The organism is Acidithiobacillus sp. (genome assembly GCF_023229925.1).
Lineage (GTDB): Bacteria > Pseudomonadota > Gammaproteobacteria > Acidithiobacillales > Acidithiobacillaceae > Acidithiobacillus.
Genome location: NZ_JALNYM010000003.1, coordinates 89,351 through 104,896, shown reverse-complemented (window position 1 = coordinate 104,896; position 15,546 = coordinate 89,351). Strand labels below are relative to the sequence as shown.

Annotated in this window: 16 protein-coding genes; 14 read left to right on the top strand and 2 right to left on the bottom strand. The window is 60.8% G+C overall.

Annotated features, from left to right (window positions below; all coding sequences use genetic code 11):
- Genes murD through ftsZ form a run of 9 tightly spaced genes read left to right on the top strand, consistent with a single transcriptional unit; the run spans position 1 to position 10,137 of the window.
- Positions 1-1,347, top strand: a complete 1,347-nt coding sequence (murD, locus tag M0P56_RS10555) for a UDP-N-acetylmuramoyl-L-alanine--D-glutamate ligase (RefSeq protein WP_291509991.1) — start codon at positions 1-3, stop codon at positions 1,345-1,347.
- Entirely contained in the window at positions 1,344-2,516 is a 1,173-nt protein-coding gene (gene ftsW, locus M0P56_RS10550; RefSeq protein ID WP_291509990.1) for a putative lipid II flippase FtsW, read from the top strand. Before murD ends, ftsW begins: the two co-directional genes overlap by 4 nt.
- Positions 2,509-3,591 carry an undecaprenyldiphospho-muramoylpentapeptide beta-N-acetylglucosaminyltransferase gene (gene murG, locus M0P56_RS10545; RefSeq protein ID WP_291509989.1) on the top strand — a complete coding sequence of 361 codons (1,083 nt, stop codon included), beginning with the start codon at positions 2,509-2,511 and terminating at the stop codon, positions 3,589-3,591. The genes ftsW and murG overlap by 8 nt, the downstream gene beginning before the upstream one ends.
- Positions 3,584-4,978 carry a UDP-N-acetylmuramate--L-alanine ligase gene (murC, locus tag M0P56_RS10540; RefSeq protein ID WP_291509988.1) on the top strand — a complete coding sequence of 465 codons (1,395 nt, stop codon included), beginning with the start codon at positions 3,584-3,586 and terminating at the stop codon, positions 4,976-4,978. The genes murG and murC overlap by 8 nt, the downstream gene beginning before the upstream one ends.
- Positions 4,975-5,862 carry a UDP-N-acetylmuramate dehydrogenase gene (gene murB / locus M0P56_RS10535; protein ID WP_291509987.1) on the top strand — a complete coding sequence of 296 codons (888 nt, stop codon included), beginning with the start codon at positions 4,975-4,977 and terminating at the stop codon, positions 5,860-5,862. Before murC ends, murB begins: the two co-directional genes overlap by 4 nt.
- Positions 5,855-6,781, top strand: coding sequence for a D-alanine--D-alanine ligase (locus M0P56_RS10530; RefSeq protein ID WP_291509986.1), 927 nt, complete (start codon positions 5,855-5,857; stop codon positions 6,779-6,781). Before murB ends, M0P56_RS10530 begins: the two co-directional genes overlap by 8 nt.
- Entirely contained in the window at positions 6,774-7,616 is an 843-nt protein-coding gene (locus tag M0P56_RS10525) for an FtsQ-type POTRA domain-containing protein (RefSeq protein WP_291509985.1), read from the top strand. Before M0P56_RS10530 ends, M0P56_RS10525 begins: the two co-directional genes overlap by 8 nt.
- Positions 7,617-7,646: 30 nt before the next feature.
- Positions 7,647-8,915, top strand: a complete 1,269-nt coding sequence (gene ftsA / locus M0P56_RS10520; RefSeq protein ID WP_291509984.1) for a cell division protein FtsA — start codon at positions 7,647-7,649, stop codon at positions 8,913-8,915.
- Between the two features lie 58 nt (positions 8,916-8,973).
- The gene (gene ftsZ / locus M0P56_RS10515; protein ID WP_291509983.1) at positions 8,974-10,137 is read left to right on the top strand and encodes a cell division protein FtsZ; all 1,164 of its coding nucleotides are present in this window, start codon (positions 8,974-8,976) and stop codon (positions 10,135-10,137) included.
- A 15-nt stretch (positions 10,138-10,152) separates the two neighbouring features.
- Here ftsZ and M0P56_RS10510 read toward each other — a convergent pair whose 3' ends face one another.
- A complete protein-coding gene (locus M0P56_RS10510; protein ID WP_291509982.1) occupies positions 10,153-10,578 on the bottom strand; it encodes a hypothetical protein in 426 nt (141 codons plus the stop codon).
- A 53-nt stretch (positions 10,579-10,631) separates the two neighbouring features.
- Positions 10,632-11,489, bottom strand: a complete 858-nt coding sequence (locus M0P56_RS10505) for a ferritin-like domain-containing protein (protein WP_291509981.1) — start codon at positions 11,487-11,489, stop codon at positions 10,632-10,634.
- Positions 11,490-11,724: 235 nt separating this feature from the next.
- Between M0P56_RS10505 and aroQ the strand changes: the two genes are divergently transcribed.
- From aroQ to M0P56_RS10480, 5 genes are read left to right on the top strand one after another with little or no spacing between them, the layout of a single operon-like run.
- The gene (aroQ, locus tag M0P56_RS10500; RefSeq protein WP_291509980.1) at positions 11,725-12,186 is read left to right on the top strand and encodes a type II 3-dehydroquinate dehydratase; all 462 of its coding nucleotides are present in this window, start codon (positions 11,725-11,727) and stop codon (positions 12,184-12,186) included.
- 19 nt (positions 12,187-12,205) lie between these two features.
- Positions 12,206-12,682, top strand: a complete 477-nt coding sequence (accB, locus tag M0P56_RS10495) for an acetyl-CoA carboxylase biotin carboxyl carrier protein (RefSeq protein ID WP_291509979.1) — start codon at positions 12,206-12,208, stop codon at positions 12,680-12,682.
- A gap of 1 nt (position 12,683) precedes the next feature.
- Complete coding sequence (accC, locus tag M0P56_RS10490) at positions 12,684-14,030, top strand: acetyl-CoA carboxylase biotin carboxylase subunit (RefSeq protein WP_291509978.1); 1,347 nt, start codon at positions 12,684-12,686, stop codon at positions 14,028-14,030.
- Positions 14,027-14,905 carry a 50S ribosomal protein L11 methyltransferase gene (gene prmA / locus M0P56_RS10485; RefSeq protein ID WP_291509977.1) on the top strand — a complete coding sequence of 293 codons (879 nt, stop codon included), beginning with the start codon at positions 14,027-14,029 and terminating at the stop codon, positions 14,903-14,905. The genes accC and prmA overlap by 4 nt, the downstream gene beginning before the upstream one ends.
- Before the next feature lie 2 nt (positions 14,906-14,907).
- Positions 14,908-15,540, top strand: a complete 633-nt coding sequence (locus M0P56_RS10480; RefSeq protein ID WP_291509976.1) for a zinc-ribbon and DUF3426 domain-containing protein — start codon at positions 14,908-14,910, stop codon at positions 15,538-15,540.
- The last annotated feature ends 6 nt before the right edge of the window (positions 15,541-15,546 follow it).

Below are 15,546 nucleotides of genomic sequence, written 5' to 3'. Positions count from 1 at the left end.
ATGGACTTCAACGGCAAAGAGGTATGCATCGCTGGCATGGGCAAGACGGGACATTCCCTCCTGCGCACTGCGTTGCGCCTGGGCGCCCATTGCCGGGCCGCGGACACCCGCCTGCTAAAAGACGCCGCCGATATGCGGCAACGATACCCAGACGTCGATTTCCATTTTGGCGGCCTTCCCGAAGACATGTTCCTGGGTGCAGATATCATCCTGCTCAGCCCCGGGCTGACGCCGACATTGCCCGCCCTGCTCCGCGCCAGACAAGCAGGTATAGAGATCATGGGCGATATCGAACTTTTTGGCCGGATCGCCCAAACGCCCATCGTCGCCATCACCGGCAGCAATGGCAAAAGCACGGTCACCACTTTGCTTGGCGAGATGGCACAAGCCGCCGGACTACGCGCCGCCGTCGGTGGCAACCTCGGCACCCCCGCCCTCGACCTTTTGCCGGAAACAGGTCCCGAGCCGGAGCTCTATGTGCTGGAACTGTCCAGCTTTCAGCTCGCGGCCTGCCAGCGCTTTCACCCACGCGTCGCCGCCATCCTCAACCTGAGCCCCGACCATCTCGACTGGCACGGAGACTATACGGCCTATGGTGACGCCAAGGCGCGCATTTTCCAGGCGATGGGGGCGGGAGATACCCTGGTACTGAATGCCGAAGACCCCTTTACCGCCACGCTCCCCGCCCAGGTTCCGGCAGGGTTGCAGCTGCAGTTCTTTGGACAGACAGGCGATCGCGACGCCTATACTGCCGATGATCAGCTCTGCCTGCGCGCCGACGGTCCGTTGCTGGCCTTGGATCAACTCCTGCTACGCGGTGGGCATAACACCGAAAATGTGTTGGCGGCGGCTTTGCTCGCTCGTGCCGTAGATATTCCACTGACCGCCATTCGGCAGGCCTTGCGCAATTTCTCCGGTTTGCCCCACCGCCTCGCCTGGATCGCTGAGGTGAACGGCGTGAACTACTACGACGATTCCAAGGGTACCAATCTGGGCGCCACCCTCAAAGCCATGTCCGGCTTGCCGGGACCCCTGGTGATGATTTTGGGCGGCGATGCCAAGGGAGCCGACCTGAGCCCGCTGCGGGAGGCTTGCATCGGTCAACGGGGGGCCATTGTCATAGGTAAGGATGGCTGGCAAATAGCCGCGCTACTGGCAGACGTGTTACCGGTGCAAGCCGCTGACAGTATGCCAGCAGCGGTGCTGGCGGCCGCAGAGATGGCGCAAAGTGGCGATCAAGTGCTGCTCTCGCCTGCCTGCGCCAGCACGGACATGTTCACCGATTATCAGGATCGCGGCCGCCAGTTTGCCGCGGCCGTGCAGACCGTGACGGGGAGAGTGGCATGACCAGGCCAAGCTGGTGGTTAGCGGAAGACGGACTTGCCGACACGGTTCTCTGGTGGATCATACTGGCCCTGCTCGGCTTCGGCTTCATCATGGTCTACTCCGCCAGCGCTCCGATCGCCCAACACGATACCGGCAATCCCTTCTTTTTTGCCGAGCGGCAGGGCCTCTACGGTATTTTTGCCGCTGCGATACTCTATTACGCCAGCCGCATTGATCTGGATTTCTGGGAGCGCATCACTTTCCCGCTGATGGGCCTTTCCATAATCTCCCTGATCATTGTTTTCATACCATTTATCGGCGTATCGGTGAATGGTTCCCATCGCTGGATCAACTTCCTCATCGTCCGCCTGCAACCTTCTGAGCTGCTGAAATTTGCCTTGCTGCTTTTCCTCGCCCGCTATGTGGTACGTAAGGGGGAGTTGCTGGGCCGCTTCAAAGAGGGGCTCTGGCCGATTTTTGTGGTACTCGGTCTGCTGGGTGTGCTCTTGCTTCTGCAACCCGATTTCGGCTCTTACGCGATGGTGGTGCTCCTCACGGGAGTGATGCTCTTTCTGGGCGGCTTGCCCTTGGGTTACGTCATCCTGGCCGGTGCCGTATCGGTTAGCGCGCTCGGTATTCTGGCCGTATCAGCGCCTTATCGCCTAGCCCGCATCACGACCTTCCAAGACCCCTGGGCAGATCCTTACGGGGCCGGATTCCAGTTGGTGCAATCTCTCATTGCCTTTGGGCGTGGCGGCATCTTCGGCGTCGGTCTGGGAGACGGGGTAATGAAATATTTCTACCTGCCCGAATCCTATACAGACTTCATTCTGGCAGTGATCGGCGAAGAACTCGGCATGATCGGAGTGTGGTCCCTGGCGATTCTCTATGGCATCGCCTGCTGGCGGATCTACCGCATCGGCCACCGTGCTGCTGCCGCCGGTGATGCATTCTTCGCTCTTTTCTGTTACGGCACCCTGACCTGGTTCGGGGGCGAAGCGGTCATGTCCATGGGGGTGAACCTCGGTGCCTTGCCCACCAAGGGCTTTGCCCTACCGCTGATCAGTTACGGTGGCAGCGCCCTGGTCTTTCTCTGCGCAGCCTTGGGTGTCGTCCTCGGCGTCAGTCGCCGTTATCCGGCCGTGCCCAAAAACGAAATCGCCGTCCGGGGGAAACTCCAGAATGGCTGACAGCGTCCTGATCGCAGCAGGCGGCACCGGCGGCCATGTCTTCCCGGCCCTGGCGGTCGCCGACGCACTGCGCGCTCGAGGCGTGGAGGTCGCTTTTGCAGGAACAGCCGCCGGGATGGAAGCACGTCTGGTGCCGGAACGCGGCTATCCACTGCATACCCTGGACATGCAAGGCCTGCGCGGCAAAGGCATCGGGCGCTGGTTGGGTGCACCCTGGCGGGTGAGCAAGGCCATTCTGCAGGCACGGCAGATTTTGCGGCAGACCCGGAGCCACATGGTCCTGGGCATGGGCGGTTACGTCGCCGCGCCCGTCGGCATCGCCGCCTGGACTCTGGGACGCCCACTTTGCCTGCACGAACAAAATGCCATCGCCGGCCTCAGCAATCGTTTTCTCGCTCCGCTGGCCAGGCATATCTTTCTCGGTTTTCCCGACGCCCATCTGGCCCACGGTGAGTGGGTGGGGAATCCGGTGCGCGAGTCTATTCGCGCCTTGCCCACACCGCAAGAACGCTTTCACAACCGTAAAGGGCCGACACATCTGCTCATCATGGGCGGCAGCCAGGGCGCCAAGGTGCTCAATGAAGTCAGTGTCGCCGCGCTGAGTAGCATGACTGCCGCCGAGCGCCCTGTCATCTGGCATCAGGCAGGCAAGAATCACGTGGAAAGCACGCGGGCGGCTTACGCGCAGGCAGGCATTGACGCCCGAGTAGAACCCTTCATAGAGGATATGGCGGCGGCACTGGGTTGGGCCGATCTCGCCCTCTGCCGCGCGGGCGCCGCCACCATCGCCGAGCTCGCCGCTGCAGGTATCGGCGCCGTCCTGATCCCTTTCCCCTTCGCAGTAGACGACCATCAAGCCGCCAACGCCCGTTTCCTGGAAGAGGCGGGTGCAGCCAGGATGCTGCGCCAGGAGGGCCTGGACGCCATACAATTGCGCAACGTGTTGAGTCCCTTGCTCACCGACGCCGCACTCCGCCTGCGCTGGGCAGAAGCCGCGCGCGCTCAGAACAGGGGCGACGCCGCCGCCACCGTTGCGACAGCGTGCATAGAATGTGCGGGAGGTAAAAATGCGTAACTGGGTCCGCCAAATCCACATGGTCGGCATCGGCGGCAGCGGCATGCGCGGCATCGCCGAAGTGCTGCTGAATCTCGGCTATGCCGTCTCCGGTTCCGATTTACGCCCCGGCAGTTCTACCCTGCGCCTGACGGACTTAGGTGCGCGGATCTTCGGCGGCCACGAAGCGGCCAATGTGCGCGGCGCCGATGTGGTCGTGATTTCTTCGGCCATTCCCGAAAGCAATCCAGAGGTGCAAGCCGCCCGCGAACTGCGCATCCCCATCATCCGCCGCGCCGAAATGCTGGCAGAGCTGATGCGCTTCAAGCAGGGCCTCGCCATCGCCGGCACCCACGGCAAGACCACCACCACGAGCCTGGTGGCCAGCATTCTCGGCGCTGGCGGGCTGGACCCCACCTTCGTCATCGGTGGCCGCTTGAAGAGCGCCGGTACCCATGCCGCCCTTGGCAGTGGCGAATATCTGGTGGCAGAAGCGGACGAATCTGATGCATCCTTCCTTTATCTCTCGCCAGTCATGGCCGTCGTCACCAATATCGACGCCGACCACATGGAAACCTACGGTGACAGCCTCGACAATTTGCGTGATGCCTTTCTGCAATTTCTTCAGCGCCTGCCCTTCTACGGCCTCGCCGTCCTCTGCACCGATGAACCCGTTGTCGCTGGCCTCATCCCCGAATTGCGCACCCCCGTACTGCGCTACGGCTTCAGTGACGATGTGGATTTGCAAGCGCGTGACGTCACCGTGCACGGCATCGGTAGTCGCTTCGCCGTATGGCGGCGGGTGGACAGCGACTATGTTCACTGGCTGGACGTAGAACTGGGCATTCCCGGTCGGCACAACGTCCTCAATGCCCTCGCCGCCATCGGCATCGCCAGCAAGGTGGGCATACAGGAATCCACTATTGTTACTGCTCTGGCGGATTTCCGTGGGGTCGGCCGGCGTTTTGAGCTGGTTGGTACATTCAATGGAATTACCGTGGTGGATGATTACGGCCATCACCCCCGGGAAATCGCTGCCACCATCGCCGCAGCCCGTTCCGTATGGCCGGAGCGGCCCCTGGTGGTGGCCTTCCAACCCCACCGCTACAGCCGCACGCAAGCGCTCTTCGATGATTTCGTCAGCAGCCTGGCGACAGCGGATCGGGTGATATTGACGGACATTTACAGTGCTGGCGAAAAGGCCCTGCACGGTATCAGCAGCCGCGCCCTCGCCGACGCCATGGGCACGCAAGGCATAACCGTCCGTTTCCTGCCTGATTTACTCACAGCGCCGCAACAAATCCGCGCCGAACTCCCTGCCGGAGCCGTACTGCTGACCCTGGGCGCGGGCAGCATCGCCAGTCTGGCGGCACAGTGGCCGCAGGTCTTCGGGGAGGATCCCGCATGACGCACGCTATTGGGGGTCGCCTGCGCCTGGGAGAACCCATGCACCGCCACACCAGTTGGCGGGTCGGTGGCCCGGCCGACCGCTTCTATCTGCCCGGCACGCTGGAAGATCTGCAGGCCTTCCTGCAGCGTTTCGCCATCGGCCCGCTCACCTGGCTCGGGCTGGGCAGCAATGTGCTGGTACGCGATGGCGGTCTGCGCGGCACCGTCATTTGCCTGGCCAACGCCCTGGATGAAATCACCATCGACGCATCCGGCCTGATCCGTGCCGGAGCGGGCGCGGGCGCCGTCAAAATCGCCCATTTCGCTGCCAAAGCTGGGCTCGCGGACGCCGAATTTCTGGCTGGCATTCCTGGCACCCTGGGCGGCTGTCTCAGTATGAACGCCGGCGCCCACGGTGGCGACACTTGGAACTTGGTGGAATGGGTCGAGGTATTACATCCTGATGGCCAGGTGCAACGTCTGTCCCGTGCCGAGTTCCAGATTGGCTATCGCGAGGTGCAGGGTCAGGATGATGCCTGCTTCATTGCCGCCGGATTACGCCTGACCCCCGAAGACAGCGACAGCGTCATGCAGCGCCTGCGCGCCGGGCAGGAACGCCGCGCCGCCACCCAGCCTCTGGAATGGCCGAGCTGCGGTTCCGTCTTCCGCAACCCCCCTGGCGATCACGCCGCCCGGCTCATTGAAGCAGCAGCACTCAAGGGCATGCGTTATGGCGATGCCGAAGTTAGCTCTCAGCATGCCAATTTCATTATCAACCGCGGTGCTGCCCGCGCCGAGGAGATTGAAACACTGGTGGCCAACGTACAACGAGAGGTTCTCAGTCGCTTTGGCATCGCACTCCAGCCGGAGATGCGTGTCATCGGGGAGGTGGCCGATGTCTGATTTACCCCGCATAGCCGTACTTTATGGTGGTCCCTCTGGCGAGCGCGAAGTTTCCCTCGACAGCGGTCGCGCCGTATTGCAGGCGCTGCAAGGATTGGGTCTGGATACCGTCGGCATTGATATCCAGCCGGCCATCCTTCAGCAGCAAGTAGCAGACAGCAAGGCGCACATTGTCTTCAACGTCTGCCATGGCGCAATAGGCGAAGACGGCCTGCTGCAGGCCTGTCTGGAGACTCTGAATATCGTTTACACCGGCAGCGGCGTCCTCGCTTCTGCCCTCGCCATGGATAAATGGCGCAGCAAGCAGCTCTGGCGAGCAGCCGGTTTACCGGTGACCGACGGCATCCTGCTGCGCCGCGGCGAGAATGCGCCCGATCTCGGCGCCCGTTTCGGCTGGCCGCTGTACGTCAAGCCCAACCACGGCGGCTCCAGCCTTGGCGTCAGCAAAGTTGCGGGTCCAGCAGAACTGGATGCGGCCTTACAAAACGCCTTTGCGATGGAAGACGAAGTCCTCTGTGAGGGTGCCATCATCGGCCATGAAGCCACCGTCGGCATCCTCGACGGCCATGCACTGCCGCCCATTGTCATCGAAACACCCCGCGCCTTCTACGACTACACCGCAAAGTATCTCGCCGACGATACCCGCTACCTTTTGCCCTCCGGCCTCGGTACCACACTGGATCAGCGGTTACAGACACTTGCGCTCAGAGCCTTTGCCGAGCTGGGCGGCCGCGACTGGGGACGGGTCGACTTCATGATCAGCTACGACGGCCAGGCCCATCTCCTGGAAGTCAACAGTGTACCCGGCATGACCAGCCACAGCCTGGTCCCCATGGCCGCCAAAGCGGTCGGCATGGATTTCCCGGAGTTATGCAACGCCATACTGCGCACTGCGCAGAGGAGAGTGAAACATGGTTAGCGTCATGCGCGATTACCGCCATGGGCAGAACCCGCAGCGGTCTGCCGCCACCATCAAGGAGCCGCCCAAACGCAAAATCGAGGCCGCCCCGCCCAAAGTACGTCGGCCCATTCCGTGGCGACTTTACGGTAATGTGTTGGTCAGCGGTATCGGCCTCGGCGCCCTCGCCTGGGGGGGCTGGATGGGCTGGAACTGGGTGCGCGAGCCGCAACTCATGCCCATCAGCACCCTGGCCATTACCGACACTTCAGCACATATCCCTCTGCCCGAGGTCAACGCTGTCCTCAAACCTTATGCGGATCAGGGCTTTCTCTGGGTCAATCCGGATCAGGTGCGGCACGCTCTCGACACTTTACCCTGGGTGGCTGATGCCGAAGTGCGCCGGGTCTGGCCCGACCGGCTACAAGTCAATATCAAGCCCTACACCCCAGTAGCCCGCTGGTTAGGTGGTGCCGGACAGATGGTGGATGGGCTAGGTCAGGTGTTCAGCGTCCCTTCTAGTCAGGTACCCGCTGATCTGCCAAATCTCGAAGGACCGGCGAACAGTGGCGCCAAGCTGGTTGCACAAATGGCCAACTTCAACCAAATCCTCGCCCCCCTGGGCGTCAAGGTGCTGGATTTGCAGGAGGATCAACGCGGCGGCTGGCGTTGCATTCTCAGCAATAAGGTGCGCCTGGTGTTGGGCAGTGAAGACCTCCTTCCCGCCTTAAAACGCTGGGTGGTTATTGCCCCCCAGGTCAAGGAATACCTCGTGCCGGGGGCCACCATGGACCTGCGCTACACCAACGGCTTTGCGGTCGCCATGCCCGCGGCGGCCACCGTCAGTAGTCAGTAACGGATCACTGATCCGAAGGAGCGAAACAAAATGAAACGCAGCAATCCAGAACTCATCGTCGGTTTGGACATCGGCACCTCCAAGGTCGCCTGCATCGTCGCCCAGTCCAGGGGCGGCCGCGAGGCAGAAATCATTGGCGTCGGTCAACATCCTTCCCGCGGTCTCAAAAAGGGTGTGGTGGTCGACATCGAATCCACCGTTCAGGCCATCACCCGCGCCGTGCAGGAAGCGGAGCTGATGGCCGGCGTGCAAATTCACGGCGCCGTCGTCGGCATTGCCGGCGGCCACATCCGCGGCTATAACAGCCACGGCATCGTCGCCATCAAGAACAAGGAAGTCAGTAATGACGATGTCGGTCGGGTCATGGACGCCGCCCGTGCCATCGTCATTCCCCAGGATCAGAACGTCATCCACATCCTCCCCCAGGAATTCATGATCGACAGCCAGGAAGGCGTCCGTGAACCCGTCGGCATGTCCGGCGTGCGCCTGGAGGCACGGGTGCACATCGTCACCGGTGCCGTCAGCGCCGCGCAAAACATCACCAAGTGCGTCGAACGCTGCGGCTTGCAGGTACAGGATCTGGTCCTCGAACAACTGGCTTCCGCCGATGCCGTCCTCACCGCTGATGAGAAAGAACTTGGTGTCTGTTTGGTAGACATCGGCGGTGGCACCACGGACATCGCCATCTTCCGCGATGGCGCCGTTCGCCATACCGCCGTCATCCCCATTGCCGGCGACCAAGTCACCAACGACATCGCCCTTGGCCTGCGCACTCCGCCCGTCGAGGCCGAACAGATCAAAAAGCTCTATGGCTGCGCCCTCGGCGACCTGATCGAGCAGGACGACGAAATACCCGTCCCCAGTGTCGGCACTCGCCCGCCCCGGACCATTTCCCGGCGTATTCTCGGCGACATCATCGAGCCCCGTATCAAAGAACTCTTTGAACTGATCCAGGCCGAACTGCGCCGCACCGGCTACGAAGATCTGGTCGCGGCAGGGGTGGTCGTTACTGGCGGCTCCAGCAAGCTGGAAGGCATGGCCGAGCTGGCGGAAGAAATCCTCCACCTGCCGGTGCGCGTTGGCGAACCCATGCATTTACCCGGCATGGAAACCGTCGTCCGCACTCCGGGCCATGCCACGGGTGTCGGCCTGGTTATGTATGGCCTCCACAATCAAGTGGCGAGTCAGGCCGAGCCACTTCAAAACCCGGCCATCGCGGCCCGGGAAAATCATATGGATACCAGCTTCGGCGGCGTTTTCCGCAAGATGCGCTCCTGGGTACAGACGAGCTTTGGCTGACTCCTGCTTGCAGGGCCGAAGCACACCATTTTGCAGGACTTCAAGAAGGGGAAAGACCATGTTTGAACTCAATGAATGTGAACAGGACGGCGCTGTCATCAAGGTTATCGGCGTCGGTGGCGGTGGCGGCAACGCCATCAACAACATGTGCGCGGCGGGCCTGGAAGGCGTGGAATTCATCACCGCCAATACCGATGCCCAGGCTCTGCGCCATTCCCAGGCCAGCCACACCATCCAACTCGGCGCCCAGATCACCCGCGGCCTCGGTGCGGGCGCGGATCCCGAAGTCGGCCGCAAGGCTGCCGAAGAAGGCCGTGACGAAATCCGCGCGGCACTGGAAAAAGCCGACATGGTCTTCATCACCACCGGCATGGGCGGCGGCACCGGCACCGGTGCCGCCCCCGTGGTGGCGGCCATTGCCCGCGACATGGGCATCCTCACCGTCGGCGTGGTCACTAAGCCCTTCAACTTTGAAGGCAAGAAGCGCCAGCAACACGCCCTCTCCGGCATCGACGAACTCTCCCAGTATGTGGACTCGCTGGTCATCATCCCGAACGAAAAGCTGTTGTCCGTCCTCGGCAAGAACATCAGCCTCAAGGACGCCTATCAGGCCGCCGACAACATCCTCCTCGGCGCCGTGCAGGGTATTTCCGAGCTGGTCACCCGTCCCGGCCTGATGAACCTGGATTTTGCCGACGTCCGCACCGTCATGTCCGGCATGGGCCTAGCGATGATGGGTGCCGCCAGCGGTCGCGGCGAAAACCGCGCCAAGGACGCCGCCACGCGTGCTGCTTCCAGCCCGCTGCTGGACGACATCAACCTCGCGGGTGCCCGCGGCATTCTGGTCAACATCACCGCCGGCATGGACCTGACTTTGGGCGAGTTTGAAGAAGTCGGCGAACTGATCCGCGGTTATGCGGCGGATGACGCCAACGTCAAGGTCGGCACCGTGCTGGATCCGGAACTGGAAGGGGAACTGCGGGTTACGGTGGTCGCTACTGGATTACAACGGGAACCCGTGCGTCTGGCGGTCGAAAATATTCGCACCCGCCCGGCAGCGACACCAGCCACTGCCGCAGACTGGCGCAATCTCGACAAGCCCACCGGTATGCGTCAGGCCGAACGCTCCGCCGCCTCGGTTGCCCCCGCCCGCGGCGGCAATAACACCCCGAACTACGCCGATCTGGACATCCCCGCCTTCTTGCGCCGCCAGGCGGACTAAGGCCGGTAAACCGGGTCAGCGCAATAACGGCGCTTGACCTGGACGGCAGCGTTCTTTGCTCGGCCGCGGCCCCTTAGCCGCTGCCTGTCGCACCAGCTCGTCTGCATCCGTCAGCAACTGCATACGCTGAACTTGCGTCAGCAATGGATTGCGGGCGATGGCATAGCGCACGTTAGGGGCGTGATCCTGACAAAAAACCCCCACCTGTTCTGCCGTTAAATCCGGCCTTTTCGCAATACACAGGCGGATAACGTAGTCCCCATCCGCTGCCAGCACCGCTACCTCATCCAACCGCAGGTCCGCACGGCGGGCAAAATAGCAGCGGGTCTGCATCCACTGCTCCGTCAACAGAAACGGCCGGTACACTTCTGGCAATTCCGGACTCAATGCCCACTGCAACCGGGCATCCAGGGTAAGGGTCCACCATGGATCTTCCGTCATTTTTCTCTTATACCTGGTAACACAGCCCTCGTCGCCAAAGCGCTACAGCGTGATCAGCCCACAACCAGATGCCCAGAAGCATCACGGTCGGCGGCGCTTATCACCTTGCGGTAACGGCTGAGGTCCCTGACACTCTGAATGGGTGTTTCGAGCAAAGCAGAAAGGTTGCGCAAAATGCCATTGACCACCTTGCCCTCCCAAATCGCGTCGAAATGAATCTGGGTATCCAGCCATTGCTCCAGCCAACCTGGGTCCGGAAGATGACTCTGCACGCTATCCTCGGGATACATCGCCTTGTTCACATGGAGATTGGTGGGATGCAATGCCTTCGCCGTCTTGGTGTTAGCCATGAGCACACCGATCTTGGCAAAAGCCAGACGCGCACTATCTCCAAGGCGGTCAATGGCGCGCCGCATATATTTCAGATAAATACCCGCGTGCCGCGCCTCGTCCTTGGATAGCACCTCATAAATCGAGCGGATCACCGGCTCGCTATGCCACTGCGCCGCACATTTATACCAGTGTGTCAGGCGGATTTCGCCGCAAAAATGGAGCATGAGGGTTTCCATCGCCGGTGCTGGATCAAACTCAAAGCGCACATTGTGCAGTTCTTCTTCCGTCGGCAGATATTCCGGGGCGAAGCGGCGCAAGTATTCCATGAGCACCAGGGCGTGCTTCTGTTCTTCGTAGAACCAGATGGACATGAAGGCCGAAAAATCGGAGTCATTCCGGTTGTCGCGGAGAAACATCTCCGTCGCCGGGAGTGCCGACCACTCGGTGACCGCATTCATCTTGATCGTGCGCAACTGCTCATCACTAACCAGGGTACGGTCAAACCGCTCCCAGGGAATATCCGTGGCCATGTTCCAGCGCGCGGCCTCCAGCAATTTGAACAACTCGGGGTATAACATGGCGAACCAACCTCTCTCTGGCGTGCTCAATAACGAGTGCCTGGACGCATCAAACCTTGCGGCGACACCGGCGAAGCTTTCGTATATAAACTTTTGCTATTCTACGCCAAATCACCGCGTTGGGCGATGGCCCCGTTTTATTTCCCCTGGCATCTGCCCCAGGCACGAATGACCTGGATTTATCCGGCCATTTGCGGCAAACTTTATCAGATATACCTAGTGTCGCGCGGAATCTATGGCTGCCTCTTCTCCCCATATCCTTGTACTGCATGGACCGAATCTGAATCTGCTGGGTAGCCGAGAGCCTGGTCATTACGGGCAAACCACCCTCGCTGAAATCGATGCGGGGATGCACGCGCACGCGCAGGGATGGGGCTGGCGGCTGCACAGCCTGCAGAGTAACGCCGAACACATCCTGATCGACGCGGTTCAGGAAGCGCCCCGGCAGGGCTTTGCATACATCATCATCAACCCCGCGGCCTTCACCCATACCAGTGTCGCCCTGCGTGATGCGCTCGCAGCCGTCCAGATCCCCTTTATTGAAGTCCATTTGTCCAACATCCATGCCCGGGAACCGTTCCGCCGTCACTCCTATTTCTCCGATCTCGCCCAGGGTGTCATCGCGGGGCTGGGTGCGGACGGATATTTTCTGGCGCTGGATGCCATTCATCGGCGTCTGAAGCGCCATAATCCATAACTGATACCAAGGAAAGAGCATGGATATTCAATTCATCCGCCGCCTGGCTGAACTGCTTGAAAAGAGCGCCATTGATGAAATAGAAGTGGTAGAGGGTGAGAGCAAAGTCCGCATCACCCGGCACATCGCACCAACCCACACAGCACCCAGCGTCACCTATACCCAACCCATAGCGGTGGCCGCTGCAGCTCCGACCCCGGCCATTGCACCGGTCGCAGCACCTTCTGCAACCGCCGTTGAGCAACCGCCCCAAGGCTACATGATCAAATCCCCGATGGTCGGCACCTTTTACCGCGCCGCCTCCCCCGAAGCCGCGCCTTTTGTGGAAGAAGGCAGCGCCATTAAGGCAGGCCAAACCCTCTGCATCATCGAAGCCATGAAGTTGCTCAACGAGATTGAGGCCGACATCTCTGGAAAAGTGATCAAGGTTCTGGCTGGCAATGGCCAGCCCGTCGAGTATGGTGAACCTCTGTTCATCATTGCTCCCGAGAATTGAGATGTTCGAAAAAATCCTCATCGCCAACCGCGGCGAGATCGCCCTGCGCATTCAGCGCGCCTGCCGCGAACTAGGCATTCGCACCGTCGCCGTCCACTCCGAGCCCGATCGCGATCTTCTGCATGTCAAGCTCGCCGACGAATCGGTGTGCATAGGTCCAGCGCCGAGCGACAAGAGTTATCTGAATATTCCCGCCGTGATTGCAGCCGCCGAAGTAACCGATGCCGAAGCGATTCATCCTGGCTACGGCTTCCTTTCGGAAAATGCCGACTTCGCCGAGCGGGTTGAAAAAAGCGGTTTTGCCTTCATTGGGCCACGTGCCGAAACCATCCGCCTGATGGGCGACAAAATTGCCGCGAAGACGGCGATGAAGAAGGCTGGTGTACCCTGTGTGCCAGGCTCCGAAGGACCGCTACCTGACGATAACGAGACCCTCAAAGCCCTCGCCCGCGAGATCGGTTATCCCGTCATTCTCAAGGCCGCTGGTGGTGGTGGTGGTCGCGGTATGCGGGTCGTGCATACGGAAGCGCACCTCATCAACGCCGCCAATCTGACCCGCGCCGAGGCGGGCAAGGCCTTCGGCAACCCCACCCTGTACATGGAAAAGTTTCTGGAGACGCCGCGCCATATCGAGTTTCAGGTACTCTGCGATGCCCATGGTCATTGCGTCCATCTGGGTGAGCGGGACTGCTCGGTACAGCGCCGCCATCAGAAAGTGATAGAAGAAGCGCCAGCTCCCGGTATCAGCGCCATCCAGCGGGCTGAAATCGGTGCATCGGTAGTCAAAGCCTGCCAGGATATGGGCTATCGGGGCGCCGGCACGATCGAATTTCTCTACGATCCCGGCAGCCAGACCTTCTATTTCATTGAAATGAATACTCGCGTGCAAGTCGAGCACCCGGTCACGGAGCTGATTACCGGTATCGATATCGTCAAGGCGCAAATCCGTATTGCAGCGGGCCTGCCTCTCGGGATTCGGCAGGAAGACGTTGTACTCAGTGGTCACGCCATCGAATGCCGCATCAATGCCGAAGACCCGGAGCGTTTCGTGCCCTCTCCGGGACAAATCACCGCCTGGCACCCACCCGGCGGGCCGGGCATACGGGTCGACAGTCATATTTATGCGGGTTATCGAGTGCCACCCTTCTACGACTCCATGATCGGCAAAATCATCGCTTTCGGAGGCGACCGTGAGGAAGCCAACATGCGTATGCGCAGTGCCCTGCGCGAGACCACCATTGAGGGTATTCAGACCAACATTCTCCTGCACCGGCGCGTCCTGGAAGAGGCACAGTACGCCGCAGGCGGAGTGCATATCCATTATCTGGAGGCCTTGCTCGCCCTATGAAAATCGCCTGGTGGCAGCTCGACATGCGCGTCCCCGCGACAGCCGCGACAGCCATCGAGGCGCAATTGCTGGATGCTGGCGCAGAAGCCGTCACCTTTCTTGAAGGCGATGACAGTGAAGCCGTGTTCAATGAAGGCCAGATCTGGCAGAACAGCCAGTGCCAGGCTTTGTTTGCTGCCGACGACCATACTGAAGCAGCCCTGCGAAGGTTGGTCAGAGACCATGATTGGCAGCAATTCGCAGCACAGTTCACCCCGCTGGAGGAACAAGACTGGGTAGCGGCAACGCAGGCCGCCTTCCCGGCCCGATGCTTCGGTCGCCTCTGGGTAGCCCCCAGTTGGGATGCAGCGCCCGCCGATGCCACTCGCGTGTTGCATCTCGACCCCGGCCAGGCTTTTGGCACCGGTGCCCACGCCACCACGGCCCTGTGCCTGCGTTTTCTGGACACGCAGATCCAGGGGGGCGAAAGCCTTATCGATTACGGCTGTGGCTCCGGCATCCTGGCTATCGCCGGACTGCTGCTGGGTGTCGACCACGCGTTCGGCATCGATACAGACCCCGTTGCTTTGCAGGTAGCCGCCGCCAATGCTGAAGGCAACAGCGTCAGTGCTGGCCTACAGCTCGCGCTACCGGAAAACGCCAGCTTGCCCATGGCCGACATCTTGATCGCCAACATTCTGGCGACCCCCTTGTTGGCCCTCGCGTCCACCTTGGCCGACGCTGTCCGGCCAGGGGGTTGGATCGCACTCTCCGGCATTCTGCACCATCAGGAAGCGGAGATTAACGCCGCCTATCAACCCTATTTCGATCTCGCCGCCCCGCAACACGAAGAAGACTGGTCGCTCCTCTATGGCCAGCGCAAAATCGGAGTATGACCATGGAAATCACCTGCCCCCGCTGTGAATCGACCTTTGCCACGGATGGTAAAGCCCTGCGCGAGCATCACTATCGGGTGAAATGCAGCGTCTGCCAACAAATCTTCCCTATTGATGTCACCGCAGAGCACACGCGTGCCGGTAACAGCCTGGGGCGCCGTCTGGGTAGACTTCTGCTCATCCTGGCCATCATCCTACTGATTATCGCCCTGATTGGACAGGCACTTTGGTGGACACGCAGCTACAGTTACGCCGCCACCAGCGCGCCCGTACGCCGTATCCTGCTGAATGGCGCAGAACAGCTGGATATCACCATTCCGTGGCCAGGCCCTAATAAAGACATCCGTATTTTAAACAGTCAGGTTACGCCTGTTGGGAATCACCTGGCGCGCATCACCGGCCGCATCGAAAATGTAGCCAACCGGGTCCAGGCCTACCCGATGATCGAAGTCACCCTCAGTAATGCTTATGGCGCACCCATTGCCCACCTGCATTTTACCGCAGATCAATACCTGAGCGGAGAATTTCATGCCAGCGCCGGATTTGTTCCTGGCACTGCGGTACCATTTACCCTCAGTAGTCCTACCTTAACGGCGGCAGCCGGTTACCAAGTCACTCTCCTCAGTCGTTCCTGAGGAGGC